The organism is Streptomyces sp. NPDC085524 (assembly GCF_044541755.1).
In the GTDB taxonomy this organism is placed as follows: domain Bacteria; phylum Actinomycetota; class Actinomycetes; order Streptomycetales; family Streptomycetaceae; genus Streptomyces.
This window is the reverse complement of the sequence record NZ_JBITTH010000001.1, coordinates 384,368-409,462: the sequence shown is the minus strand read 5'-3', so window position 1 is coordinate 409,462 and position 25,095 is coordinate 384,368. Positions and strand designations below refer to the sequence as shown.

Here is a 25,095-nt window from a genome sequence, read left to right as displayed (position 1 = left end):
CTGCAGTGGCATCGTGCATCCGGCCTGGGCACTTCGCCGGCCGACCGGCCTGCCGATCATGGAGGGCGAGACTCCGAACAGGACGCGCGGGGGCGGCCGGCGGAGCCTGACCCCCGACGCCCCCCCCGATCGTTCAGGCCCGGGCCGGTGCGCACATCCTGACCCCCCGTGGTTTCCCCAGGGCGCTCGGGAGCGGGGCGCGACGATCGTGTCCCGCCTCGCCACGAACCCGCTCCGGCCAGCCGTAGTCACGCGGAAGAACGAGCGTCGGTCCCCGGGGGCCATGCGCTGCAGAGCACCTCGGTCACCCCGGCCGTTCCGGGCCATCAGGCGGTTGCCTGCCAGTTCCAGTGCCCGGACCACTGCCATCTCGGATACCGCGACCACGGCTGTCGTCGGCTGAGCCATTATCTCTACACAGCTGTGCGTCGCTCGCGCCAGGCCGCGATCTCACGGCCCAGATTGGGGGACCTGCTGTAACGCCCTGAGGGTCTCCCATAGCAGCAGGGCCCACGTCTCTGGCAGCCTGTCAAATAGCGGGCCTCCGATCCACCTGGCCAAGGGTGAATCCACCGGCGGCGTCTGCCTGCTTGGGGGGCTCCTGCGCTCCTTGGCCGATAGGCTGGATCTGGCCTTAAGTGCACGGGCGAGGAGCTTCCTGCTGCTGCTCGTCGAACCGGCTGCGGGGCCGAACGTCCGGAACACCATCGCGCACGATCTGTGGGAGTCGCTTCCCCTGCGCCACCGGACCGCGGTGGTCCTGTTGGCTGCGTTGATCTTCCTCGGCGCGGCATCGGCCGGCTCGACCAGCAAAGCAGAAGGGTGAGGCCGCTTCGGCCTGGGCATCATCGCCCAGGTGGCCACCGGGGCGCAGGTCGGGCGTGTCCCGTTCTGATCACCGCTGTGCGTAGACATGACGGCCAGGCCGCGGACGGGAGAGGCCCACGAGGTGGCCGCCGCAGCCGCGAGGACGAGCGCGTCCGTCAGAAGGGGCGCTTCGACTCCCGCGATGGCGGCGACGCTGCCTGCAGTTAGGGCGTCGAGGGACCTGCCGCCGGTGACCAGCCAGATCGACGTCTGCTGGTTCCGAGAGCTCCGGGGCTCACTTGCTCGCGGACCACACGGACAGTCGCCCTCGCGCAGGCGGCCAACTGCGCAGGATGTTGCCGTGCGAAAACCCTCAGCTTGGGGACCAGTGCTGGGGACCAGGGCGGTCAGAGCGGGTCAGATGACGGCCACTGCCGTGACCGGCAGCGAACGAGGTGCACGCAGCCCCATGAGGTGGCCAGGCAGGGGCACCAGCTGCCGTGACCTGGTCAGCGTCGGGGTTCAAGTCGTGTTGCCGGAGGTATTCGAAGCCGAGCTCCGCGACGTCATCGTCCCAGTGGGTGGCGTCGCGCAGGACCGCGGTGGAGATGCGACCGCTGCGCGGTCCCAAGAAATTCCGGACATCGGGGCGTTGCCGACGGCCGGCAGTCGTCGGGCAACCATCGGCCGGACCTTCTCGATGAGGGCTACCTTGCGGCCCGCTGTCCCTCGGTGCCCTTGGTGCCCGTGTCGACCAGCTCGCCCGGGGCTGGGGTGCTCGGTCGGCCTCTGGTGTGACGCAGGCCGCGGCGTAGCCCGCCGTCGGCCGGACCAGGCAGGTGCGGCAGGTTCCACCGGCCTCTGCCGCTGAAGTCTCTTCCCGTCCGGCGGCAGGGACCTTCGGCCATGAGGAGGCCCGGACGGGCCCTCTCCCGGCAGGGGCTGCGGTGTCAGCGTAGAGCTGTCCCCCAGTGGCATTCGGCGAGGAGGAGCCATGGAAGGCAACAGAAGCGGTCCGGAATCCGGATCGGTCATCGTCGGCGTCGACGGGTCCGATCGGGCCCGGCGGGCGGCGCTCTGGGCCTCGGACGAGGCCGCACGGCGCCGACGCCCCCTGCACGTCGTGTACGGATCCGACGTCGACGGCCGGGTCCTGTACCTCTCGGCCGATGACAAGGAACGGGTCCGCGCCGCGGGCCGTGAACTGCTGGAAGGCACGGCCGAAGCCGCGCAGAACCGGCATCCCGCGCTGTCCGTCACGACGGAGTACAGCCGCAGCGGGCCCGTCATGAGCCTGCGCAGGGCCGCGTCCACCGGGGGCACCCTCGTCGTCGGCGACCGAGGCCGGGGCGGCTTCGACTCCCTGTCGGTGGGCTCGGTCGGGCTCGAGGTCGCCGCAGAGGCCCGCACGCCCGTGATCGTCGTTCGGGGGAGCGAGAACGAGGCCGCGCACGGTGTCGTGCTGGCCGCCGTGCGCGACGAGCGCGACCTCGATTGTGTCCGCCACGCCGCGCGAGCGGCGGAGCTGCGCAAGGCCTCGCTGAGGCTGCTGCACGTACGGAACATGTTCCAGTCCGTCGGCTCCGTGGCGAGGAGGGTGCTCGGCGACGACCATGAGCTGAGCCTCACGGCCGTCGCCGGGCAGATCCGGGACGAGTACCCGTCGTTGAGCGTCCAGGCGGACGCCGACGAAGGTGTGTCCGTGGCCAGTGTTCTCGTGGAGGCGTCCCGCCATGCGGACCTGCTGGTCATGGGCGGGCGCCGGTCGCCCGACCGCATCGGTCGCACCCTGGGGCACGTGACCCACAGCCTCGTGCACCACGCGCACTGTCCCGTCGAACTCATCCCGCGGCACAGCGGCGACCACAGGAATGAGGCGTCATGACCACCACCAGTGAGCCCTGCGAAATCCTCCTCCGTATCGACCCGGCAAGGAACTGGTACGCGTCCCTGACCCGGGCGGCGGAAGAGGCCCGACGGCGCGGGCTGGGGCTCCGGATCGTCATGGCCGCGCCTTCGGTGGAGGAGACGCCTCACGCCGAGGATGCGCGAGGCGGCGCCACCACGAGTGTTGCGGAGACGGACACCCTCCAGGAGAGGTCCCGCTCGGCTCGCGAGACCGAGCGCACCGCCCGGTAGGAGCCCTGCCCGGCCGTGGGCGCGGGGCCGCGGGCGGTGGCCCCGCGCCTCATCGGCGGAGACCACCCCGGCCAGGGACTGGGCGGGGTGCCCTTCGCCGCTGGAGGTTCGGCCGGGTCGGGGCAATCGGGTGAGGACCGCTTACGCCCGCCGACGAGGGACGGCCTCTTCGTACGGCGGGAGGGCGGCGAGCGATGGGCCGCCCGTGCCTATTCGGCGGCGGGAACGGGATGCCGGCTCGGCGGAGTCAGCGTGTGGCTGGCGATGACCGCGGCCTGGACGCGGCGTTCGACGCCGAGCTTGGTGAAGAGCCGGGAGATGATGTTCTTGACGGTCTTCTCGGAGAGGTAGAGCCGTTTGCCGATCTCGCGGTTGGTGAGCCCTTCGCTGACCATGACCAGGATCTCCTTCTCCCGGTCGGTGAATCCGGGCAGACCGGGGACCTGCTCCTCCGCGGGGACGTCACCGCGCATCCTGGCCATCAGGCGGGTGGTGGCTCCGGGGTCGAGCATCGACTGGCCTGCGGCGACGGTGCGCACGGCGGTGACGAGGTCGGTGCCGGTGATCTGCTTCAGTACGTAGCCGGACGCGCCGGCCATGACCGCGTCCAGTAGCGCTTCCTCATCGTCGAACGACGTCAGCATCAGGCAGGCGAGTTCCGGCATCCGCGAGCGCAGTTCACGGCAGACGCTGACCCCGTCGCCGTCCTGGAGCCGGACGTCGAGGACCGCGACCTGGGGGCGCAGCGCGGGGATCCGGACCAACGCCTGCTCGGCCGTGGACGCTTCACCGACCACGGTCAGGTCGGGCTCGGCGTCCAGCAGGTCGTGCACGCCCCGGCGTACGACTTCGTGGTCGTCGAGGAGGAAGACGCTGATGGGCGTCTTCGCGGGTGACGGGGCGTCGCTGGCGGTCATTACGCAACTCCTTGGCTGGGTACGTCCGGCACACGCGCGAACTCCTGCATGGTGCCCCGCCCGAGAGCCGATCGGACAGGGCCGAACGGCCCTCCTCGTACCCGCCCGCAGGCCGTCGGGGCGGGTACGAGGATGAGGGCCGGCCGCGACCACGCGAAGGCCGCCCGTTGGCTCGTGTGCGACGACGAACCCGGAGGTCCTTCGACAGCGGAAGCTGTTGATGCGGGCCGATTGACACCGGTCCGGTGCGGTGCTGCCTCAGGCGTGCGGTACGACCGCGACCGGAGCGGCGGAATGGTGGAGCACGGCGTGGGCGACGGGCCCGAGGTGAGTACCGATCGCCGAGCGGCGGATCCGTCGGCCGACGACCACCAGCGAGGCATTGGCCGAGGCCTCGACGAGGTGGCCGGCGGCCCGGCCCACCGAGCACTCCTCCTCCACCCGGACCTCGGGGTACTTGCCCCGCCAGGGTCGCAGCGCGTCCCTCAGCGCGATGGCCGTACCTGCCGCCATGCCGTCCCGTACCTCGGGGGCGATCAGCGCGGGGTCGAAGCCGTAGGCGGGCGGCATGCTCCATCCGTGGACCACGCGCAGCGGGGCCCGGCGCGCGGCCGCCGCGCCGAAGGCGTATGCGAGGAGCTCGTCACACGGGCGCGCGAGGTCCAGCCCCAGCACGACCGGCAGGCAGGCACCTTCCTGCGGCCCGCTGCCGTCGGGCGTCGGCAGGTGGGCGCTGTCCGTCCAGGAGCCGGTCCGCACGACGACCACCGGGCGTTCGGCGTGGGCGAGTACGGCCTGGGACACGGATCCGACGAGGAATCCCGTCGTCGCCCCCAGCCCGCGGGAGCCGAGGACCAGTACTTCGGCTTCCCGCGCGGCGTCGGTCAGGACCGTCAGCGGCTGCCCGTCCACCTGCTCCGTGGTTATCTCCAGGTCGGGGTGACGCCCTGTCAGCTGCTGGAAGGCGTCCCGCGGGATGCGCTCGCCCCAGTACTCGGTCGAGGCCGGGGCAGGGGCCGAGGTCCCGGCGGGCGATGCGTAGCCGTAGGGCGGGGCCCAGTGCTCCACCGCGTGCAGCAGCTTGAGCGGGAGCCGGCGGAGCCGGGCCTCGTGCGCGGCCCACTCGGCGGCGGTTGATGATGCGGGGGATCCGTCCAGGCCCACGACGACCATACGTGACATGGTGTTCCTCCAGGAACGTGTGCGAGAGAGCGACCGCCGTCGGCGGCGCGTCTTCCACCCTCCCGCTCCGCGCGGTGGAGGGACGACGGTCCGGGCGGCCCTGGGCGCGGGGCCGAACGTCCTTCCCCCGGGCCCGCCTCCACCGGCTACCGGGGCCCGCCGAAGGACCTCCGGACCGACGTTCCCGGCCACGCCTCGATGCCCGTCTGAACCGCAGGCCGGCCGGGCACCGGGCGGGTCGGGCTCAGCCGAGGGCCGCGCCCAGGACCATGAATCCGCCGGTCGCCAGGAGCAGGGTGCCCATCAAGGGCGCGATGAAGCGGAGGTACTGGTCGTAGCGGATCTTTGCCAGGGCCAGGCCGCCCATGACCACGGCCGAGGTCGGGGTGATCAGGTTCACCCAGCCGGATGCCGACTGGTACGCCGTGACCACCAGGGACCGGCTGACGCCGGCGAAGTCGGCGAGCGGGGCCAGGATCGGCATGGCGAGGGCCGCGTGGCCGGACGAGGACGGTACGAGGAACGCCAGGGGGAGGTTGACCAGGAACACCAGCACCGCGAAGGCCCCGTGGGAAGTGCCCGAGACAGCGCTGTGCAGGCCGTTCAGGATGGTGTCGGTGACGGCGGCGTTGTTCATGATCACGGTGACCCCGCGGGCCAGTATGACGATCACGGCTGCGCCGACGAAGTCCCCGGCTCCACGGGTGATCGCCTCGGCCGTGCCCTGCTCGCCCAGGCCGCCGATCAGGCCCACCGCGACGGCGGCGACGATGAACAGGGCGGCCAGTTCCGGGAAGTACCAGCCGAGCGTCGGCAGGAAGGTGACACCCAGGTCCGCCCACGGGACGACCGCGAAGATCATGAAGAGGAACGTCGTGGCGAAGACGCCGAGGACGGCGCGGTGCCGGCCCGTGAGGGCGAGCACCTCCTCGTCCTGTTCTGCGAGGGCACGGTCCTCGTCGGTGAACGGGATCAGCGAGCGCGCGGGGTCGGCCAGGACGCGCTTGGCGTACCGGACCACGTACCAGGCCGCGATGGCCGTCAGGGACACCCACATGGCCAGCCGCAGCAGGATGCCGTCACCCGTGCCGATGCCCGCGCTGTCGGAGGCGACACCGGTCGCGAAGGGGTTGACGGTGGAGGTCAGCGTCCCCACCCCGGCACCCACCATGATCACGGCGGCCGCCACCATCCGGTCGTAGCCGAGGGCGAGCATCAGCGGGATCACCAGCCCGTAGAAGCCGAGCGTCTCCTCCGCCATCCCGTACGTGGTCCCGCCCAGTGAGAACACCGCCACGAGGGTCACGAGCAGGAGGGTCCGGTGTCCGTGCAGGCGGTGTGCGAGGCGGGCCACGCCGAGGTTGAGCGCACCCGTGCGCATGGTCACGGCGATGAACGCGCCCACCGCCAGGATGAACAGGAAGACTCCGGCGGCGCCCGCGAACGACCCGGTGGCGCCCGGCGTGGTCAGCCCGGTCCCGGCATCGGTGACCCCGTACAGGCCGTTGACGGGTGACAGGAAAAGGTCCTTGAGCCGGTCGAGGAAGTCCGAGGTCCGCTCCACCGCGTGGTAGGTGCCGGGAATCGGAGTGCCGTCCGGCGTGGTGTCGTAGCGGCCCGCCGGTATGACGAAGGTCAGGGCCCACACGGCGACGGTCACGACCACCAGCACCGTGAAGGCGGAGGGGAAGCGCAGCCTGCGTCTGCCGTCCCCGGACGGTGCGGGGGCGGCGTCGGGGCCCGGGCCGGGCTCGTCGGGGCCGTCGATCCCGCGGCCCACCGTGGGAGTCGTGCTGGTGGTCATCTCTGTTCCTCGGGTGTGAGGGTGCCGTCCTGGAGGGGACGGCCGCTGGGGGTGACGACGGTGCCGGCGGCGCCGTCGAGGATGGCCCGGGCGTCTTCGAGGGCGCCGATCGCGGCAGTTCCGCCCGTCAACTCCACGAAACGGCAGGCGGCTTCGACCTTCGGGCCCATGGACCCGGCCGGGAAGCGCTGCGCCCGCAGGCGGGCGGGGGTGGTGTGCCGGATGGGCTCGGCGTGCGGCGTGCCGTGGCCGAGTTCGACGTACGGGACATCGGTCAGCAGCAGCAGGACGTCGGCGTCCAGGGCTTCGGCCAGCAGGGCGGCGGTGAGGTCCTTGTCCACCACGGCCTCGACGCCCGACAACAGCCCCTGCTCGTCGCGGACCACCGGGACTCCGCCGCCGCCCGCGCAGACGGCGATCGCGCCGGAGTCGAGCAGCAGGCGGACGAGTCGGGTCTCGACGACGCGCTGGGGGCGGGGCGAGGGTATGACCCGCCGCCAGTGTTCGCCGTCCGGCTTGACCGTCCAGCCGCGTTCGGCGGCGAGGCTGTGGGCCTCTGCCCGCTCGTAGACCGGTCCGACGAACTTCTCGGGGTCGGCGAAGGCTGGGTCGGCGGCGGAGACGAGGGTCTGGTTGAGCAGGGCGCAGACCTGCCGGCCGGGCAGCGCGTTCTGCAGGCTCTGCAGCAGCCAGTAGCCGATCATCCCCTGGGTCTCCGCGCCCAGGACGTCGAAGGGGTACGGGCTGCTCAGCGAGCGGTCCGCGGCGCTCTGCAGGGCGAGTACGCCGACCTGCGGGCCGTTGCCGTGCGTGATGACCAGCTCGTGCCGGGCGGCCAGCGGGGCGAGCGCGGCGACGGCCTTGTGGACATTGGCGAGTTGAGGGGCGGCATCCGGCCGGTCGGAACGGTGCAGGAGGGCGTTGCCGCCCAGGGCGATGACTACACGCATCAGGAGTTCTCCGTCGATCGGGCCCAAGGGGGTCAGTCGGTGAGGGTGGCGACGAGGACGGCCTTGATCGTGTGGAGCCGGTTCTCCGCCTGGTCGAACACGATCGAGTGGACCGACTCGAAGACCTCGTCCGTGACCTCCATGGCCGTCATGCCGGTCCGCGCCGCGATCCGGGCTCCGACGGTGGTGTCGCTGTCGTGGAAGGCGGGCAGGCAGTGCATGAACTTCACCTGCGGATTGCCTGTCGCCTTCAGCACGTCCATCGTTACCCGGTAGGGCCGAAGCAGCGCGATCCGCTCGTCCCACAGCTCCGCCGGCTCACCCATGGACAGCCATACGTCGGTGTAGACGAAGTCGACTCCGGCCACCCCCTCGGCCACGTCCTCGGTGAGGGTGATCCGCGCCCCGGTGGATGCCGCCACCTCGCGTGCCTCGGCCACCACTTCGGGGGTGCCGGCCAGCGCGGCGGGACCGACCATGCGGACGTCCATGCCGAGCATCGCGGCAGTGATCAGCAGGGAGTTGCCGACGTTGTTGCGCGCGTCGCCGAGGTAGGCGAACGACACCTGCTCCAGCGGCTTGTCGGTGTGCTCCCGCATGGTGAGCACGTCGGCGAGGGACTGGGTGGGGTGCCACTGGTCGGTCAGCCCGTTCCACACCGGGACTCCGGCGTACCGGGCCAGCTCCTCGACCAGCCGCTGGTCGCTGCCCCGGTACTCGATGCCGTCGTAGTAGCGGCCGAGCACCCGGGCGGTGTCCTTGATGGACTCCTTGTGGCCGAGTTGGGAACTCGCGGGCTCGAGGTAGGTGACGTGCGCGCCCTCCTGGTGCGCGGCCACCTCGAAGGCGCACCGGGTGCGGGTGGACGTCTTCTCGAAGATGACGGCGATGTTCTTGCCGTTCAGTTGCTTGTGGTCATTGCCGGCGCAACGGGCGGCCTTCAGCTGCTCGGACAGTTCCAGGAGGTGGCGGAACTCGGCCGGGGTGAGGTCGAGTTCCTTGAGGAAGGGGCGGTGGCGCAGGTCGGCGGTCATGGTGACTCCTTCGGACGTACGGAAACTTCGGAGGCCTGCGGTGCGTGCGGTCGGCGGCTGCGAGCGCGGCGTCAGGCCGCTTCCCGTTCAACGGGGCAGCTCATGCAGCGCGGACCGCCGCGCCCCCGCCCGAGCTCGCTGCCGCGGATGGTGATGACCTCGATCCCGTTCCTGCGCAGATGGGTGTTGGTGGTGACGTTGCGCTCGTAGGCGACGACCACGCCGGGTTCCACGGCCAGCACGTTGCAGCCGTCGTCCCACTGCTCGCGCTCGGCGGAGCGGATGTCCTGGACGGGCGCGAGGACGTTGATCTTCTCCAGGCCCAGCGCGTCGGCCATCGCCTGGTCGAGTTCCTCGGGGAGGTGATCGGTGATCTTCACCCCTTGGCCGTCGTGGCCGGGCTCGATGGTGCAGGACCGCAGCGGGCCGAGGCCCGCGTAGCGGGTGAAGGTGTCGCCGCTGACCATGGTCATCACCGTGTCCAGGTGCATGGAGCTTCGGGCCTTGGGCAGGTCGAGGGCGATCACGCGGCGTGCGGATCCCGCGGCGAACATGCGCAGCGCGAGTTGTTCGACGGCCTGGGGCGTGGTGCGCTCGCTCACGCCGATCAGTACGGCGCCGTTGCCGATGACCAGCACGTCGCCGCCTTCGATGGTGGCGGGGAAGCCTGCCTGCCCGTCCGACCACCGCCGGTGCTCCCCCTTTTCGAACAGCGGGTGGTGGCCGTAGATCGCCTCGAAGTGGACGGTCTCGCGGCGCCGCGCCCGCTTGCGCATCGGGTTGACGCTCACGCCGTCGTACACCCAGCACGAAGTGTCGCGGGTGAAAAGGTGGTTGGGCAGCGGAGCCAGCACGAAGTCATCCGGCGCCATGGTGTGCAGCCGTATGCTCACCGTCGCCCCGGTACGGGCCAGCAGCTCGCCCTTGGTGATACCGCCGACCAGGCAGTCCGCCAGCTCGCCCGGATCCATGGCGTCGAAGGCGCCACGGATCCGGTCGGTGGCCAGCGGTCCGAACTCGCGCTCGTCGACGACCCGGTCCAATACCACGGCGCGGGCCGCGGGCAGGGCGAGGGTCTCGGTGAGCAGGTCCCCGAAGAGATGGACCCGGACCCCGCGGTCGCGCAGGGTGTCCGCGAACGCGTCGTGTTCCTCCCTGGCCCGCTTGACCCACAGGACGTCATCGAAGAGCAGTGCGTCCTTGTTCGTCGGGGTGAGTCGTTTGAGCTCCAGATCGGGCCGGTGCAGGATGACCTGCTTCAGCCGGCCGGTCTCGGAGTCCACGTGGAAGGGCATGGCTCGATACCTCGGGGGTGCGGTGGACTGTGACGGTCGCCCGATGCCTGCCGCGGGTCGTGTGCGGTGGACCGTACGCACGGTCGGTTCGATTGCGCTGGAGCCCACTTCCCAGCAGGACCGGGGGATGCCTGAACCCTGTCACCGCACCCCTGCCACCGGCGGCCGGCAACGGTCCCTGCGGTGTGACCCAACGGCCCCGTTCCGCGGGACTCTTGGCCCTGCCCGGCGAGGGCCGTTCGGCCCCGGCTCGGGGGCGGATCCCGCCGGGCGCAGGCAGGGGTGGTCAAGGAGGTGACGCCTCGGGTGCGGGCTGCGGGGAGAAGAAGTCCTCTGTCCTGCATGCCCGATGACGGACGCGGGCAGTGCGGGCAGCCGGGCCGTCTCCACCGTCCGTCCGCCCCGGGTGACGCAGCCGGTCCCCGGAGCGCCGCCCCCGTCGGGTGCGCCGCCCGCCTGCGGTGGTTCCTCCAGGATGCGGATGTCCCAGCCCTGCATGCCCGCGTTCCCTGCGGGGCAGACCGCCGCGGCCGGCGAGGCGATTCCGCCACCGACCGGATACGCCCGGGGCTCCCGCGTTTCGTCCGACATGGCCAAGCCTTTCGACGGACGGGGAGCCTCCCCCTGTTCCGCTCGGGCGACTCCCGTGCCGGCATGGCCCGCAGGGGTCTCCTCAGGCGCTGCTGTCCGCGGACGACGGCGAAAGCGCGGCGCGGCCGGCCTCCAGTCGGGCGACCGGCACGCGGAACGGGGAGCAGGAGACGTAGTCCAGCCCGGCCGCGTGGAAGAAGTGCACGGAAGCGGGGTCGCCGCCGTGCTCCCCGCAGACCCCGATCGTCAGGTCCGGCCGGCTTGCCCGGCCCTCCGCGACGGCGATCTCCACGAGCCGGCCCACGCCTTCGCGGTCGATCGTCTCGAAGGGCGACCGTTCGAAGACGCCCCGGTCCTGGTACGTCGGGAAGAACGCCGCTTCGGCGTCGTCGCGCGAGCAGCCCCACGTGGTCTGGGTCAGAAGGTTCGTCCCGAGGCAGAAGAAGTGCGCGTCACGGGCGATCCGGCCTGCGGTCAGCGCCGCCCTCGGCAGTTCGATCACCGTCCCCACGGGGCAGTCGAGCGCGATCCCGCTTTCCTCGGAGACATCGGCGAGCACCGCGTCGACCTCGTCCCGTACCAGGCGCAGCTCCCGGGCGTCGTTCACGAGCGGGACCATGATCTCCGCGCGGGGGTCGCCGCCGGCCCGCTTGCGGGCGACGACGGCCTCGGCGAGGGCCCGTACCTGCATGGCCACCAGCCCGGGAACCACCAGACCCAGCCGTGCGCCGCGCAGCCCGAGCAACGGGTTCGACTCGTGCATCCGCTCCACGGCCGCCAGCAGTTCGCGGTCCCGTGCGGCGGGGGTCCGGTCGGCCGCCTCCTCCCGGGCGATCCGGACGGCGAGTTCGGTCCGGTCGGGCAGGAACTCGTGCAGCGGCGGATCGAGCAGTCGCACGGTGACCGGCAGTCCGTCCATCGCCTCCAGGATGCCGGTGAAGTCCTCCCGCTGCAGGGGCATCAGCGCCGCCAGTGCCCGCGTGCGCCCGGCGTCGGTGCCGGCCAGGATCACGGCCTCGACCAGGGGGCGCCGCTCGCCCAGGAACATGTGCTCGGTCCGGCACAGGCCGATGCCCCGGGCGCCGAACCGCCGGGCGCGGGCGGCGTCTTCGGGGGTGTCGGCGTCGGCCCGGACCTCGAGGCGCCGCGCCGAGTCCGCCAGGGCCATCAGCCGGTGCACGTCGTGGACGATCTGCCGGGCTTCGTCTTCGGGCGCCCGTCCGCCGGCCTCGAAGTACTGCGTGACCTCCGACTCGGCCAGCGGCACGGCGCCCAGCCGCACCACGCCCTGTGTCCCGTCCACGGAGACGACCGTGCCCTCGGTGAGGGTCACCCCGTCCGCCGTGGTGAGGCACCGCCGCGCCAGGTCCACGGTGATGCCCCCGGCCCCGCACACGCAGACCTTGCCCATGCGTCGTGCCACGACCGCCGCGTGGCTGGTCTTCCCGCCCCGGGCGGTCAGCACCGCCTGGGCGGCGATCATGCCGGGCAGGTCGTCGGGGGTGGTCTCCTGCCCTACGAGGACCACCTGTTCACCGGCTCCGGCCCGGCGGACCGCCTCGGCCGAATCGAACACGACGGCGCCCACGGCGGCTCCCGGCGACGCGGGAACCCCGCGCGCGACCACCTCGCCCACGTCCGGGGCCGAGGTGTCGAACCGGGGGGACATCAGGTGGGCCAGGGCGTCGCCGTCCACCCGGTCCAGCGCCTGCGACGGTGAGATCAGGCCTTCGTCGGCCAACTGGGCGGCGATGCCGAAGGCGGCCTCGGCGGTGCGCTTGCCGACACGGGTCCGGAGCATCCACAGCTTCCCGCGCTCGATGGTGAACTCGATGTCGCACATGTCCTGGTACCGGCCCTCCAACCGGGCCATGTGGGCGCCCAGTTCCTTGTAGGAGCCGGGGTCGAGGTCCGCCAGCCGCTGGAGGGGCACCGTGTTGCGGATGCCGGCCACCACGTCCTCGCCCTGGGCGTTGGACAGGTACTCGCCGTAAACGCCCGGCCGTCCGGTGGCCGGGTCCCGGGTGAAGGCGACGCCGCTCCCGGAGTCGGGCCCGAGGTTGCCGAAGACCATGCTCTGGATGCAGACGGCGGTGCCCAGGTCCTCGGGGATGTGCTCGCGGCGGCGGTGGGTCCGGGCCCGCTCGCCGTTCCACGAGGAGAAGACGGCGAGGACCGTGCGCCGCAGCTGCTCGGCCGGGTCCTGCGGGAACTCCTCACCGGTCCGCTCCGCGATCAGGTCCTTGAACGACTCGACCAGCCGGATCATGTCCACGGTGTCGAGCCGACTGTCGTCGGCAGCCTCGTGCTCCCGCTCCAGGTCGCCGATCAGGGCCTCGAACAGTGCACTGTCCACCCCCATGACCGTGCTGCCGAACATCTGCACCAGCCGCCGGTACGAGTCCCAGGCGAAGCGCTCGCGCTCGGGCGTCTTGCCGAGCCCCAGGACCGCCAGATCGTTCAGCCCGATGTCCAGGACCGTGTCCATCATCCCGGGCATCGTGTACCGGGCCCCGGACCGTACGGACAGCAGCAGCGGGTCGTCGACCTGCCCGAGCCGCCTGCCCGCCGCACGTTCCAGGGCCGCCAGGTGCCGGGCGATCTCGTCGTCGAGCCCCTCCGGCGGCGCACCGGTGGCGAGGAAGACGCGGCAGGCCTCGGTGGTGACGGTGAAGCCCGGCGGTACGGGCAGGCCCATGCGGGCCATCTCCGCGAGATCGGCACCCTTGCCGCCGAGCAGCCCGGCCATCTCCCGGCTGCCCTCGATGAAGTCGTACACGTAGGTCGTCATCGTGCCTGCCCGTCTTCTCGGGGGATGCCGGTCGTCATCTCCACCCTGAGCGCGGGGCGCCCACTGCGGGAGGGCCCAGTGGTCCCCATCGGGGCCCGACCGGTCCCGTCGGGCGTGGCTCCGGAGCCCGGGCGTCCTCGTCAGTGGGGCCAGGACCAGCCGGTGATCTCCGGGAGGTCGGTGCCGTGGGCGCGGATCCAGTCGTGGTGGCGGATCCGCTGGTCGGCCATGGTCTGACGGAGGGCGGCGGCGCGGCCGGTGGCGAGTCCGGGGACGCGGTCGATGACGTCCATGACGAGCCGGTACCGGTCGAGGTCGTTGCGTACGACCATGTCGAAGGGCGTGGTCGTGGTCCCCGACTCCTTGTAGCCGCGTACGTGCAGGTGCGGGTGGCCGGTGCGGCGGTAGGCCAGCCGGTGGATCAGCCAGGGATAGCCGTGGTACGCGAAGACCACCGGCTTGTCCGGGGTGAACAGGGCGTCGTACTCGGCGTCCGTCATACCGTGCGCATGCTCCTCGCGGGGCATCAGGCGGGCGATGTCCACGACGTTGACCACCCGTACGGCCAGGGAGGGCAGGTGCTCGCGCAGCAGTGCGGCGGCGGCGAGGACCTCCAGGGTGGGTACGTCGCCGGCGCACGCGAGCACGACGTCGGGCGCGGCGGAGCCGTGGTCCGTCCCCGCCCACTCCCAGATCCCCGCCCCGCGGGCGCAATGGGTGCGCGCCTGGTCGATCGAAAGCCAGTCGTGACACGGCTGCTTCCCGGCGACGATCACATTGACCCGGTCCCTGCTGCGCAGGGAACGGTCCGCCACGACGAGCAGGGTGTTGGCGTCCGGAGGCAGGTAGACCCGGACGACATCGGGGCTCTTGTTGAGGACGTGGTCGACGAATCCGGGGTCCTGATGGGAGAAGCCGTTGTGGTCCTGGCGCCAGACGTGAGAGGTGAGCAGGTAGTTGAAGGAGGCCAGGGGAGCCCGCCAGGGCAGCTCACGCGAGGTCTTCAGCCACTTGATGTGCTGGGCCACCATCGAGTCGACGATGTGGGCGAAGGCCTCGTACGTGGAGAAGAGCCCGTGGCGGCCGGTGAGGAGGTAGCCCTCCAGCCAGCCCTGGCAGAGGTGTTCGGACAGGATCTCCATGACCCGGCCGTCCTGGGACAGGTGGCGGTCGGTGGGCTCGGCGAGGGCCTGCCAGGCCTTGCCCGTGACCTCGTACAGTCCGTCGAGCCGGTTGGAGGCCGTCTCGTCGGGCCCGAAGACCCGGAAGTCCCGCCGTCCCGCCGTGTCGCGCATGACCTGGGTGAGGAGGCGCCCCAGCACCCGGGTCGGTTCGTGGAGGGTGGCCCCCGGCTTCTCCACGGGTACGGCGCAGCCGTCGAGCGGGTGAAGGGGGAGAGGCCTCAGCAGGCGGCCCCCGTTGGCGTACGGGCTCGCGCCGAGGCGCCTGCCTCCCTCCGGCACACACGCCAGCACGTGAGGCAGCGGCCGCCCGTCGGCGTCGAAGAGCTCCTGCGGCCGGTACGAACGCAGCCAGTCCTCCAGTTGCTTCAGGTGCGCGGGGTTCTCGCGTACGGCGGCCAACGGGACCTGGTGGGCCCGCCAGGTGCCCTCGACCGGGTCGCCGTCGACGGTCGCCGGGCCCGTCCACCCCTTGGGAGTGCGCAGGACGATCACGGGCCAGCGCGGGCGGTCCCGCCCGGGGTCCGCACCCGCCGCGCGCGCCTCCCGCTGGATCAGCGCGATGCGATCCACGGCATGGTCCAGGGCGCGGGCCATGGCCTGGTGGACGTGGGCCGGATCGCTGCCGGTGACGTACAGCGGGTCGTGCCCGTAGCCCCGCAGCAGGGCGTCCAGCTCGCCGTCGGGGATCCGGGACAGTACCGTCGGGTTGGCGATCTTGTACCCGTTGAGGTGCAGGATCGGCAGGACGGCTCCGTCGTGGACCGGGTCGAGGAACTTGTTCGAGTGCCAGGAGGCGGCCAGCGGCCCGGTCTCGGCCTCGCCGTCGCCGATGACGCAGGCGACCAGGAGGCCGGGGTGGTCGAAGGCGGCGCCGTAGGCGTGCGCGAGGGAGTAGCCGAGCTCGCCCCCCTCGTGGATCGAGCCGGGGGTCTCGGGCGCGACATGGCTCGGCACCCCGCCGGGGAAGGAGAACTGCCGGAACAGCGTGCCCATGCCGGCGGCGTCCCGCGTCACCCCCGGGTAGGTCGCGGAGTAGGTGCCCTCCAGCCAGGAGTTGGCGAGGACGGCGGGTCCGCCGTGCCCCGGACCCCAGACACACAGGGCGTCCAGCGACCGCTCCTTGATCACGCGGTTGAGGTGGGTGTGCACGAGGTTGAGGCCCGGCGAGGTGCCCCAGTGGCCGAGCAGCCGGGGCTTGATGTGCTCGGGCCGCAGGGGCTCGGCCAGCAGCGGATTGTCCATGAGATAGATCTGTCCGGCCGCCAGGTAGTTGGCGGCGCGCCAGTGGGCATCCAGTTCCGGGATCGGGTACGCGGTCATGTCCGCTCCTCGGTGCGGCGGTCCGGGACGTTCGCCGGCTGACCCGGCACCGACACCCTGTGCCCGGTCCGACCCGCGGCGGCAGGGGAGGACCGGCCCTCGCAGGGGGACCGTCGGCCCTTCTTCGGGCCTGCCCCGGGGAGGGAAGGTGAAGCAGGTTGCGCCGGTTCCCCCGGCCGGTGCAACACCAGCCCCACCATCCCCGTGAATCCGCTTGATCGCGAAAGGACGAGATACGTGAATCGCACCCTGGTCGTCGGAGTCGACGGATCTCCCGAAAGCCTGGCCGCCGCAGACTGGGCCGCACGCGAAGCCGTGCGCCGGGACGTGCGGCTGCGACTCGTACACGCCTGGCTCTGGCAGCCGCTCGACCTGCCCCTGACCCAGGACCGGGAGTCCGCGGCACGCCGTGCGCAGGACATCCTCGAGGCGGCCGAGGCCGACCTGGCCGACCGGTACCCCCGGCTGGAGCTGTCGGCGGACGTAGTGCAGGACGCGACCGTGCCGGCCCTGCTGCGGGCCGGAAAGGAGGCCGGGACGCTGGTCATCGGCTCCCGGGGCCACGGCGCCGTCCTCGGATTCCTGCTGGGCTCCTACGGCCAGCAGGTCATCGCCGCCGCGGAGTGCCCCGTCGTCTCGGTGCGCAAGGCACATGGAGCGCCGGCTCCCGGCACCGGGGAGGGCGAAGTCGTCGTCGGGCAGCAGGGCGGCGTGGCGGAGTGCGGCGACGTACTGCGGTTCGCCTTCGAGGCGGCAGCCGCCCGTGACGCCACGCTGCGAGCCGTACGCGCCTGGAGCCTGCCCCCGGTCTACGGCTACAGCCCGGGATCGATGTGGCTCGCCGACCAGTTCGGGGGTCTGGAGCCGTACGAGAAGGCGGCGCTGGAGCAGGCGCTGGAGCCGTGGCGGCAGAAGTACCCCGAGGTGGAGGTCGTCGAACACGTTGAGATGGGCAGCGGGGCGGAAGTGCTGTTGTCGGCGGCCTCGCATGCCGAGCTGCTCGTCGTCGGACGGCAGGTCCGCCGGTCGCCGATGGGGCCGAGGACCGGCTCCGTGGCCCACGCCGCGCTCCACCACGCACGCTGCCCGGTCGCCGTCGTACCGCATGTCTGAGGCCGTGAGCCCGAGGCCATGACGCCTCGGGACGGCGTGGGAGCCCGGGGGTCGGCGGCGGACGCCGGTTCGTTCGGCCCGGCTGCGGTGCGCGGGCGCGAGGGAGGCTGGGGCCCGCACATGAACGGACCGATGGGCCCGGACGGAGGGCGCGTGATGGAACGCGGGGCCATGGGGCGACCGGACGGCCGGGACGGTGGCACGGCAGCCGCCCGGCACCTGCACGAGCTGGACCGGGACGAAGCGCTGAGGCTGCTGGGCACCGTGTCCCTGGGCCGCATCGTCTTCACCCGGCACGCCCTGCCGGCCGTGCGTCCGGTGCACCACCTCGTCGAGGGTGAGGACGTCATCATCCGGATGCACGACGGCGGGGCCCTGGCGGCCCTGGTGGCGCCGGCGGACGATCACGCAGTCGTGGTCGCCTACGAGGCCGACGCCATCGACCCCGAGACGCATCTGGGCTGGAGCGTCGTCGTCACCGGCTACGCGAGCGCCGTCGCGGACTCCGGCGATGTGAACCGGTACGAGACGCTGCTGCGGCCCTGGACGGGGCACCGGATGACCAGTGCCCTGCGGATCCGCTCCGACCTCGTCACCGGATTCCGGCTGGAGGCCGGGCCGAGGCGGTCGGGCCCCGCCGTCGGCGCCTGACCAGCCGGGTGCGTCAGGCCACCACGGGGAGCGGCGCTCGCCAGACGAGGCGACTGCCGCCCCCTTCGGGGCTGTCGATGGTGAAGGTCCCACCCAGCACCTTTGCCCGCTCGTCGAGGTTCTGGAGGCCGCTGCGGCGGCCCTGGGCCGGGATGCCCGTACCGTTGTCCGACACGGTCAGCTCTATCTCGGTCTGCGTGGCCCTGAGCGTGACGCCCACCCGTGAGGCCCCGGAGTGCCGGGCGGCATTGCTGAGCAGCTCACCCAGCACGGCCATCACGTGATCGGCGACGTGCCCCGGGACGTCCGTGTCGAGCAGACCCTCCATGCTCAGGCGGGGCGGATGGCCGAGCGCGGTCGCCGCCTCGCCGATCGCTCGCGCGGCGCGGGCCCGCAGGCCGGAGCCGGCCTCGCGGTCCTTCGCACGCAGGCCGAAGATGGTCGAGCGGATGATCTTGATGGTCTCGTCCAGGTCGTCCACGGCGCGGCCCACCCGCTCGGCGGCGCCATCGTGCTGGACGAGCCGGACGGCGCTCTGGAGGGTCATACCGGTGGCGAAGAGCCGCTGGATGGCGAGGTCGTGCAGGTCCCGGGCGATCCGGTCGCGCTCCTCCAGCAATACCAACTGCTCGGCGTCCCGGCGCCGTTCGGCGAGCTCCAAGGCGAGAGTCGCCTGCCCGGCGTACGCGAGGAGCGGCTCCAGCTCGGCCTCGGTGAAGACGGACTCTCCCACCCGGCGCGCGAGCAGCAGGACGCCCCGGCTCTCCCGGCCCGCGGTCCCCATCGGTACGGCCACGGCCGGTCCGAAACCCTCCGCGGCCTGCGCGTCGGAAACGTACCGTTCGTCACCTGACAGGGCGGCCGTGCTGACCGGCTCGGTCAGTGCATGCGCCTCGCCGGACAGCGTCCCGGCCCGTGGGAGGACCAGCCCGCGCCGGGCCTCGAAGTCCCCGCCCAGGGTGAGTTCGACGACCAGGCTCTCGGCGCCGGGGACGGGCATGGCGATGTCGGCGATCACGGCCCCGGTGATCTCCTGAGCCCGGCGGGCGATCAGCTCCAGCACCGCCGGCCGGGAACTGCCCGACAGCAGGCTCTCGGTGATCTCCGCGTTGGCCCGGAGCCACCGCTGCTGGCGCTGCGAGCCCTCGTACAGCCGGGCGTTGTCGATGGCCACACCCGCTGCGACGGACAGCGTCGTGATCACGGACTCGTCCTCGGAGTCGAAGTCCGCACCGCCGCGCTTGTCGGTCAGGTAGAGGTTGCCGAACACCTCGTCGCGCACCCGGATCGGAACGCCGAGGAAGGTGCGCATGGGCGGATGGTGGGCCGGGAAGCCGTACGAGGACGAGTGCGCGCCGAGGTCCGTCAGCCGCAGCGGCTCGGGGTGGTGGATGATCTCGCCCAGCAGTCCGTGGCCCGCCGGGAGGGGGCCGATCACGGCGATCTCCTCGTCGGTGAGCCCCACGGTGAGGAACTGTGAGAGGCTGCGGCCGTCGGGGCCGATGACTCCGAGTGCGCCGTAGTCGGCGTCGACCAGGAGCGCGGCCGCCTCCACGATGCGCCGGAGCACCTGGGGCAGATCCAGTTCCCGTCCGACGGAGACGACCGCTTCGAGCAGGCTGTGTACCCGGTCGCGGGTCCCGCGTACGGCGTCGATCCGGACCTGGAGTTCGTCCAGCAGCTCGTCCAGCCGCATCCTCGGTGCCCGTGCCAACGGATCCTCCACACCCATGTCCCCTCCAGCGGCTGCCTGCCGCATGCCAGGGTATCGATACGACGTGGCCCGGAAGGGATCGTTCCGTACGGGGAGCCGGTTGTTGCTGCATGAATTGCGAGAGGACGGCCTTCCGTGCGTCCGCGGGCCATCGGCGCGGCCCCGTTGCACGTCGTGGCCGGGCCCGCGCCGGCGGCCTCGCGCCGTCGGCGGCGGAGGCCCGGACGCGGGCCCAGGGGCGGCGGTCAGGGGCCGGCGGGGGAGCGCCTGCGGCGGGGGACCGAGTCCAGCAGGAGCCGGGTGTACGGGTGTTCCGGGGCGTCCAGGACCTGCGAGGCCGGGCCCGTCTCCACGACCTGGCCGGATTTGAGCACGAGGACCTCGTCGGCGATGTGCCGGACCACGGCCAGGTCGTGCGTGACGAACAGGTAGCCGATCCCCGATGCCTCGCGGATACGGGTGAGGAGTTCGAGTATCTGCGCCTGGATCGACACGTCGAGCGCGGCGACCGCCTCGTCGAGGACGAGGATCCGGGGCCCCACGGCGAGGGCGCGTGCGATCGCCACCCGCTGCCGCTGGCCGCCCGAGAGGTCGCGGGGGAGGGCGGCGGCCTCGCGCGTGCCGAGCCCGACCTGGTCCAGGAGCCCGGTGACCCGGGTGCCGCGGCCGGCCGCGTCGAGATCCGTGTGGAGGCGCAGCACCTCGTCCAGGCACCCGGCGACGGTCACCCGGGGATCGAGCGAGAGGTACGGATCCTGGAAGACCATCTGCATCTCCCGGGCCCTGGCCAGCCGTTCCGCCCGCCGCCGGGGCTGGGCGGAGCGGTCCCGGCCGTCGAGGCGAACGGTCCCGCCGTCCGGGCGCTCCAGGCCGACGAGCATCCGGACCGTGGTCGTCTTGCCGCTGCCGGACTCCCCGACGATCGCGAGGCAGGCCCCGGGCGCCAGGGAGAAGGAGACGCCGTCGACCGCCGTGTGGTCCCCGTACTGCTTGCGCAGACCTTCGACGACCAGTCCCTCGGCGGCCGGTCCCCCCTTCGCTGAGGCGGTCACAGCGTGATCCCTTCGTCGGCGCGGTGGCAGGCGGCGAATCCGTCGCCGTGCCGGGTGAGTGCGGGCTTCTCCTCGGAGCAGCGCGGCACCGCGTGGGCGCAGCGCGCGGCGAAGGCGCAGCCCGGCGGCGCCTCGGCCAGGGAGACGGGCCGCCCGGGGATGGGGCGGGGCGGGGGCGCGCCCGCCTCGATGCTCGGCGTGCAGGCGAGCAGCCCCGCGGTGTACGGGTGCCGCGGGGCGTCGAACAGCTCGTCGGTGCCGCGCGTCTCCACGATCCGGCCCGCGTACATGACGTACACCCGGTCGCAGACGGTGGCGGCCAGTTCGAGGTCGTGGGTGACGAAGAGCAGGCCCGTGCCGCGCTCGGCCCGCAGCCGGGCGAGGAGTTCGACGATCTCCGCCTGGGTCGTGACGTCCAGGGCGGTGGTCGGCTCGTCGGCGACGATCAGCGCGGGTTCGGCCGCGAGCGCCGCCGCGATGACCACCCGCTGGAGCATGCCGCCGGAGAACTCGTGGGGACGGCGTCGCATGGCACCCCGCGGGTCCCGGATGCCGACCGCGTCGAGGAGTTCGAGGGCCCGCGCGTCCGCCGCGGCGGCCGGGGTCCCGGCCGCGCGGAGCCCTTCGGTGAGGAAGTCGCCGACGCGGCGCAGCGGGTTGACCGAGGCACGCGGGTCCTGGAAGACCATTGCGACCTGCCGGGCCCGCAGCTCGGCCAGCTCCGTGCGGTTCATGGTCAGTACGTCCCGGCCGGCGACCCGGACCTCGCCGCTGGTGCGTGCGCCCGCGGGCAGCAGCCCGAGGACGCTGCGGCACGCCACCGACTTCCCCGAGCCGGACTCGCCGACGAGGCCGACGCTCTCCCCGGCGCCCACCCGCAGGCCGACCCCGTCCAGGATCGGCCGCCCGGCCCGGTCCTCGGGCAGCCGGATCCCGAGCCCGTCGATCTCCAGCACCGGCTTGCGGCCGTCGGCCGGGACCGCGGTCGCGCCCTTCTCTTCCCGCTGTTCCTTCATGCGGTTCACCGCTTCCGCCTCGCGATCCGGTCGGCGAGGCCCTCGCCGACGATGCCGAACGCCACCACCGCGAGCACGATGCACGCGGAAGGCGCGAGGGCCGGGAGCATCGCCCCCTGCTGGACGGCGGCCTGGCCCTCGTTGATCATGGCCCCCCAGTCGGCGGTGGGTGGCTGCACACCGAAGCCGAGGTAGGAGAGCGCCGCCAGGTCCATCAGCGCGTACCCGAAGTTCATCGCGGACTGGGCGAAGACGGTGGCGGCGATGTTGGGCAGCAGGTGGCGCAGGCAGACGGTCCAGCCGGACCAGCCCTGTACCCGGTAGGACTCGATGTACGGGCGGGCCTTCTCCTGGCGCGCGATGCCGCGTACCAGCCGGCCCACGTACGGGGTGTAGGCCACCGCCATCGCGATCACGGGCGCGGTCATCCCCGAGCCGACGACCGAGACGAGCAGGATGGCGAGCAGGAGTCCGGGAATCGCGAAGACCATGTCCATCGAGCGGGACAGGACGGAGTCCGCCCAACCGCCGCGCCAGGCCGCCACCACGCCGAGCAGGGTGCCGAGCAGGGTGGAGACGCCGACGACGAGCAGCGGGCCGAGCAGCCCGGTGCGGGCCCCGTACATCAGCCGGGACAGGACGTCCCGGCCGGACTGGTCGGTGCCGAGCAGGTGCTCGCCGGTGGTTCCGGCCAGGCTCGCCGTGAGGTCGAGGGCCTCGGGGTCGTACGGCGCGAGGACGGGGGCGAGCGCGGCGATCAGGACGAGGATGGCGAGCACCGCGACCGAGGCGGTGAACAACGGCCCCTGGGCGAGGAGGCGCAGGGGGCGCAGGCCGGGCCGGCGGCGCAGGACGGCGGGCTCCGGAGGAGCGGTGGTGGTCATGAGGAGCCTTCCCCGTGGAGCGACAGCCGGGGGTCGATGAGGGGTGCGAGCAGGTCGACCGCGAGGTTGACGAGGACGAACGCGCCGACGCTGAGCAGGGTGATGGCCTGCACGACGGCGAAGTCCTTGGCGGTGACCGACTGCACGAGCAGGGAGCCGAGGCCGGGCACGTCGAAGGCGGTTTCGACGATCGAGGTGCTGATGAGGAGGCCTGCGAGCATCGTGCCGCCGACGGTGACGACCGGGCCGAGCGCGTTGCGCAGGACGTGCTTGCGGACCACGGTCCGACCCTGGACGCCGCGGGCGTGCGCCACCTCGACGTGTTCCCGGCCGAGTTCGTCGAGCATCGCCGAGCGGGTCACCCGGGCCAGCAGACCCGCGAAGGTCAGCGCCAGGGCGAAGGCCGGCAGGGTCAGGTGGTACACGGTTTCGGAGAATCCGACGGGCGTGCCGCCGGGGCCGGGGAACCAGCCCAGGCGGACGGAGAAGAGGGACACGAGCGCGATCGCGGTCACGAAGGACGGGGTGGCCGTGGCGACACCGCTGCCGAGCAGCACCGCCCGGTCCAGCGGCCCGGGCCGCAGCGCGGCGAGGACCCCGGCCGCCACGCCGATGAGGGCGACGAGCAGCGCCGCGTACCCGACGAGCAGGGCCGTGCCGGGCAGGCGCGATCCGATGAGCGCGGAGACGTCCTGGTGGAACTGGGCGGAGGTGCCGAAGTCGCCCTGGAAGACGCCGCCGAGCCACTTCGCGTACTGCACGGGCAGCGGGTCGTCCAGGTGGTACTGGGAGCGCAGGGCCGCCACGGCCTCGGGGGTCGCGGGGCGGCCGTGGAGCAGGAACGACACCGGGTCGCCGGGGGCCAGGTGGACGCTGCCGAAGACCACGAGGGAGGTCACGAACAGAACCGTCACCAGGCCCAGGATGCGTCCGATGAGGTAGCGCGTCATTTCGCCGGGGCCCCGATCGTCGCGGCCCACGGGTAGTACAGCTGGGCGATCCCGGTCGGGGCGCCGGTCACGCGCTTGCCGAGGTAGACCATGTAGGGCGCCTCGTAGAGGGGGATGATCGGCAGCTCGCGCATCGCGATCTTCTGGAGTTCGGCGGTCAGCTCCGCACGCTTGGCGGCGTCGGGTTCGGCGTTGGCCCGGTCGAAGGCGGCGTCGTACTCGGCGTTCGACCAGTTGCCGTAGTTCCCGAAGTCGCCGGTGCGCAGGTACTGGTAGAACTCCAGCGGGTCGGGCGTGTTGTCGTACCCGTTGGTGATGACCAGGTCCAGGCCGGCGCGGGCGGCCGGGTCGACGAAGATGCTGCTGTACGCCTCGGGAGCCACCGACTTGAGCTCGACGTCCAGGCCGATCTCCCGGCCGGCGCCCTGCACGGCGTTGGCGACGACGCTGATCTCGGGAGCGAGCGTGCTGGTGACCAGGGTGATCTTGCGGCCGGCGGCGCCGGCCTCCTGGACGAGCTTCTTCGCGGCGGCGATGTCGTAGACGGGCTCGGGCAGGGTGTCGAAGAGCGCGGCGGTCTTCTCCGGGGCCAGCGCCCATGCGCCCCGCGCGGCGGGGGCTTTGGCGGGGACGCCGAGGCCGCCGGCCGCGGCCTTGATGATGTTCTTCCGGTCGAGAGCCAGGGACAGGGCCTGGCGGACCTTCGGGTCGCCGAGCGGTCCCTTGAAGTCGAGCACGGCGAGGTTGGACGCGGCGGTGTTGGGGCCGAAGAGGACGCTGCCCTTGGCGCCGGAACGCAGTTGTCCGACCGTGGCGGGGGCCACCATGTATCCGCCGTCGGCAGTGCCGGACAGGAAGGCGTTGGTGCGGGCCGCGGTGTCCTCGATGAACGTGAACTTCACGGTGTCGGTCTTGGGGGCGAGCTGCGGGTCCCAGTACGCGCCGTGCTTCTTCAGGGTGATCCCGGTGCCCTGGGACCAGGTGTCGAGGGCGTACGGACCGGTGCAGTTGACCTTGCCCCCCGGGGTGCCGTAGTCCTTGCCGGCCGCGGCGAGGGTGGCGGCGCTCTCGACGGTGCCGGGGGAGGCGGCCATCAGCTCGTGGAGCAGGACGTCGGGCTTGGTGAGCCGGAGCGTCACCTCCAGCGGGCCGGTCTTCTCGACGGCCTTGACGTTCTTGAACGCCGAGCCCCAGGGGGAGCCGGTCGCCGGGTCCATCTGGCGCTGGAGGGAGGCGACCACGTCGTCGGCGGTCATGGTCGTGCCGTCGTGGAACTTCACGTCGGGGCGCAGGGTGTAGACCAGCGTGAGCGGGTCGGGGCGGTCGTACTTCACCGCGAGGCCCGGCTCGATCTTCATGTCGGGGGTGACCCGCATGAGCTGCTCGCACACGTTGGCCAGCACGGTGTTCGGCGGGTAGTCGTACGCGAGGGCGTAGTCGAGCGTGTACGGCTCGGCGTACAGGGACCAGGTGAAGGAGTCCAGGGGGCCCTGGGCGGGCGGCGAGAGCGGAGTGACCTTGAAGTCCGAGCCGCCGGCGGTCTTGGGCGGGGTGGCGCCGGAACAGGCACTGGTGGCGGCCGCGACGGCGGCGGTACAGAGGAGGAGCGCGATGGTTCGGGGCATGCGCATGCAGACCCACCCCTTTACGGGTGTAGTGACGGGCGCTGGGGGATGGAGCGAGTATTGATGCGGGAACGTT

20 protein-coding genes are annotated in these 25,095 nt (G+C 72.3%); 5 read left to right on the top strand and 15 right to left on the bottom strand.

From position 1 onward, the window contains the following. Positions 1 to 610: 610 nt before the first annotated feature. From ACIGFK_RS01790 to ACIGFK_RS01780, 3 genes are all read left to right on the top strand, one after another. On the top strand, positions 611 to 826 hold the full coding sequence (locus tag ACIGFK_RS01790) for a hypothetical protein (RefSeq protein ID WP_400050143.1): 216 nt from the start codon (positions 611 to 613) through the stop codon (positions 824 to 826). A 975-nt stretch (positions 827 to 1,801) separates the two neighbouring features. Further along, positions 1,802 to 2,692 carry a universal stress protein gene (locus tag ACIGFK_RS01785; protein WP_400050142.1) on the top strand — a complete coding sequence of 297 codons (891 nt, stop codon included), beginning with the start codon at positions 1,802 to 1,804 and terminating at the stop codon, positions 2,690 to 2,692. Continuing rightward, positions 2,689 to 2,946, top strand: coding sequence for a hypothetical protein (locus tag ACIGFK_RS01780; RefSeq protein ID WP_376657777.1), 258 nt, complete (start codon positions 2,689 to 2,691; stop codon positions 2,944 to 2,946). Before ACIGFK_RS01785 ends, ACIGFK_RS01780 begins: the two co-directional genes overlap by 4 nt. 209 nt (positions 2,947 to 3,155) lie before the next feature. On the opposite strand, the gene ACIGFK_RS01775 is transcribed toward ACIGFK_RS01780, so the two are convergent. The 9 genes from ACIGFK_RS01775 to ACIGFK_RS01735 form a co-directional block, all read right to left on the bottom strand. After that, complete coding sequence (locus tag ACIGFK_RS01775; protein ID WP_376657776.1) at positions 3,156 to 3,863, bottom strand: response regulator; 708 nt, start codon at positions 3,861 to 3,863, stop codon at positions 3,156 to 3,158. Between the two features lie 258 nt (positions 3,864 to 4,121). Next, positions 4,122 to 5,045, bottom strand: a complete 924-nt coding sequence (locus ACIGFK_RS01770) for a universal stress protein (protein ID WP_400050141.1) — start codon at positions 5,043 to 5,045, stop codon at positions 4,122 to 4,124. A 244-nt stretch (positions 5,046 to 5,289) separates the two neighbouring features. After that, positions 5,290 to 6,849, bottom strand: a complete 1,560-nt coding sequence (locus tag ACIGFK_RS01765) for a YfcC family protein (RefSeq protein WP_400050140.1) — start codon at positions 6,847 to 6,849, stop codon at positions 5,290 to 5,292. Beyond that, positions 6,846 to 7,799 (bottom strand): carbamate kinase, encoded by a 954-nt coding sequence (locus tag ACIGFK_RS01760; protein WP_376657773.1) that lies wholly within the window; start codon positions 7,797 to 7,799, stop codon positions 6,846 to 6,848. Before ACIGFK_RS01760 ends, ACIGFK_RS01765 begins: the two co-directional genes overlap by 4 nt. A gap of 32 nt (positions 7,800 to 7,831) precedes the next feature. Next, positions 7,832 to 8,833: an ornithine carbamoyltransferase gene (gene argF / locus ACIGFK_RS01755; protein ID WP_400050139.1), complete on the bottom strand. Its 1,002-nt coding sequence runs from the start codon at positions 8,831 to 8,833 to the stop codon at positions 7,832 to 7,834. Positions 8,834 to 8,904: 71 nt separating this feature from the next. After that, positions 8,905 to 10,128, bottom strand: a complete 1,224-nt coding sequence (locus ACIGFK_RS01750) for an arginine deiminase (RefSeq protein WP_376657771.1) — start codon at positions 10,126 to 10,128, stop codon at positions 8,905 to 8,907. Between the two features lie 141 nt (positions 10,129 to 10,269). Further along, positions 10,270 to 10,719 (bottom strand): oleate hydratase, encoded by a 450-nt coding sequence (locus tag ACIGFK_RS01745; RefSeq protein WP_400050138.1) that lies wholly within the window; start codon positions 10,717 to 10,719, stop codon positions 10,270 to 10,272. An 82-nt stretch (positions 10,720 to 10,801) separates the two neighbouring features. Further along, positions 10,802 to 13,510, bottom strand: coding sequence for a pyruvate, phosphate dikinase (gene ppdK / locus ACIGFK_RS01740; protein ID WP_400050137.1), 2,709 nt, complete (start codon positions 13,508 to 13,510; stop codon positions 10,802 to 10,804). Between the two features lie 140 nt (positions 13,511 to 13,650). Beyond that, positions 13,651 to 16,014 (bottom strand): phosphoketolase, encoded by a 2,364-nt coding sequence (locus ACIGFK_RS01735; protein WP_376657768.1) that lies wholly within the window; start codon positions 16,012 to 16,014, stop codon positions 13,651 to 13,653. Between the two features lie 237 nt (positions 16,015 to 16,251). Between ACIGFK_RS01735 and ACIGFK_RS01730 the strand changes: the two genes are divergently transcribed. Both ACIGFK_RS01730 and ACIGFK_RS01725 read left to right on the top strand, forming a co-directional pair. After that, complete coding sequence (locus ACIGFK_RS01730) at positions 16,252 to 17,127, top strand: universal stress protein (protein WP_376657767.1); 876 nt, start codon at positions 16,252 to 16,254, stop codon at positions 17,125 to 17,127. A 171-nt stretch (positions 17,128 to 17,298) separates the two neighbouring features. After that, positions 17,299 to 17,778, top strand: coding sequence for a pyridoxamine 5'-phosphate oxidase family protein (locus tag ACIGFK_RS01725; RefSeq protein WP_376657784.1), 480 nt, complete (start codon positions 17,299 to 17,301; stop codon positions 17,776 to 17,778). A 13-nt stretch (positions 17,779 to 17,791) separates the two neighbouring features. Here ACIGFK_RS01725 and ACIGFK_RS01720 read toward each other — a convergent pair whose 3' ends face one another. The 6 genes from ACIGFK_RS01720 to ACIGFK_RS01695 form a co-directional block, all read right to left on the bottom strand. Then, positions 17,792 to 19,510, bottom strand: coding sequence for a GAF domain-containing protein (locus tag ACIGFK_RS01720; RefSeq protein WP_376657766.1), 1,719 nt, complete (start codon positions 19,508 to 19,510; stop codon positions 17,792 to 17,794). Positions 19,511 to 19,737: 227 nt separating this feature from the next. Continuing rightward, positions 19,738 to 20,544 (bottom strand): ABC transporter ATP-binding protein, encoded by an 807-nt coding sequence (locus ACIGFK_RS01715; protein ID WP_400050136.1) that lies wholly within the window; start codon positions 20,542 to 20,544, stop codon positions 19,738 to 19,740. Then, positions 20,541 to 21,560, bottom strand: a complete 1,020-nt coding sequence (locus tag ACIGFK_RS01710) for an ABC transporter ATP-binding protein (RefSeq protein WP_376657783.1) — start codon at positions 21,558 to 21,560, stop codon at positions 20,541 to 20,543. Before ACIGFK_RS01710 ends, ACIGFK_RS01715 begins: the two co-directional genes overlap by 4 nt. 5 nt (positions 21,561 to 21,565) lie before the next feature. After that, a complete protein-coding gene (locus tag ACIGFK_RS01705; RefSeq protein WP_400050135.1) occupies positions 21,566 to 22,444 on the bottom strand; it encodes an ABC transporter permease in 879 nt (292 codons plus the stop codon). Then, positions 22,441 to 23,394 carry an ABC transporter permease gene (locus tag ACIGFK_RS01700; protein WP_386463308.1) on the bottom strand — a complete coding sequence of 318 codons (954 nt, stop codon included), beginning with the start codon at positions 23,392 to 23,394 and terminating at the stop codon, positions 22,441 to 22,443. Before ACIGFK_RS01700 ends, ACIGFK_RS01705 begins: the two co-directional genes overlap by 4 nt. Beyond that, positions 23,391 to 25,025, bottom strand: a complete 1,635-nt coding sequence (locus tag ACIGFK_RS01695; protein WP_386463311.1) for an ABC transporter substrate-binding protein — start codon at positions 25,023 to 25,025, stop codon at positions 23,391 to 23,393. The genes ACIGFK_RS01700 and ACIGFK_RS01695 overlap by 4 nt, the downstream gene beginning before the upstream one ends. Between the last annotated feature and the right edge of the window lie 70 nt (positions 25,026 to 25,095).

Bases quoted from the DNA above. Each gene is read 5' to 3' on its own strand.
- ACIGFK_RS01785 (WP_400050142.1), top strand. From the start codon at position 1,802: ATGGAAGGCAACAGAAGCGGTCCGGAATCCGGATCGGTCATCGTCGGC.
- ACIGFK_RS01780 (WP_376657777.1), top strand. From the start codon at position 2,689: ATGACCACCACCAGTGAGCCCTGCGAAATCCTCCTCCGTATCGACCCG.
- ACIGFK_RS01775 (WP_376657776.1), bottom strand. From the start codon at position 3,863: ATGACCGCCAGCGACGCCCCGTCACCCGCGAAGACGCCCATCAGCGTC.
- ACIGFK_RS01770 (WP_400050141.1), bottom strand. From the start codon at position 5,045: ATGTCACGTATGGTCGTCGTGGGCCTGGACGGATCCCCCGCATCATCA.
- ACIGFK_RS01765 (WP_400050140.1), bottom strand. From the start codon at position 6,849: ATGACCACCAGCACGACTCCCACGGTGGGCCGCGGGATCGACGGCCCC.
- ACIGFK_RS01760 (WP_376657773.1), bottom strand. From the start codon at position 7,799: ATGCGTGTAGTCATCGCCCTGGGCGGCAACGCCCTCCTGCACCGTTCC.
- argF (WP_400050139.1), bottom strand. From the start codon at position 8,833: ATGACCGCCGACCTGCGCCACCGCCCCTTCCTCAAGGAACTCGACCTC.
- ACIGFK_RS01750 (WP_376657771.1), bottom strand. From the start codon at position 10,128: ATGCCCTTCCACGTGGACTCCGAGACCGGCCGGCTGAAGCAGGTCATC.
- ACIGFK_RS01745 (WP_400050138.1), bottom strand. From the start codon at position 10,719: ATGTCGGACGAAACGCGGGAGCCCCGGGCGTATCCGGTCGGTGGCGGA.
- ppdK (WP_400050137.1), bottom strand. From the start codon at position 13,510: ATGACGACCTACGTGTACGACTTCATCGAGGGCAGCCGGGAGATGGCC.
- ACIGFK_RS01735 (WP_376657768.1), bottom strand. From the start codon at position 16,014: ATGACCGCGTACCCGATCCCGGAACTGGATGCCCACTGGCGCGCCGCC.
- ACIGFK_RS01725 (WP_376657784.1), top strand. From the start codon at position 17,299: ATGGGGCGACCGGACGGCCGGGACGGTGGCACGGCAGCCGCCCGGCAC.
- ACIGFK_RS01720 (WP_376657766.1), bottom strand. From the start codon at position 19,510: ATGGGTGTGGAGGATCCGTTGGCACGGGCACCGAGGATGCGGCTGGAC.
- ACIGFK_RS01710 (WP_376657783.1), bottom strand. From the start codon at position 21,560: ATGAAGGAACAGCGGGAAGAGAAGGGCGCGACCGCGGTCCCGGCCGAC.
- ACIGFK_RS01705 (WP_400050135.1), bottom strand. From the start codon at position 22,444: ATGACCACCACCGCTCCTCCGGAGCCCGCCGTCCTGCGCCGCCGGCCC.
- ACIGFK_RS01700 (WP_386463308.1), bottom strand. From the start codon at position 23,394: ATGACGCGCTACCTCATCGGACGCATCCTGGGCCTGGTGACGGTTCTG.
- ACIGFK_RS01695 (WP_386463311.1), bottom strand. From the start codon at position 25,025: ATGCGCATGCCCCGAACCATCGCGCTCCTCCTCTGTACCGCCGCCGTC.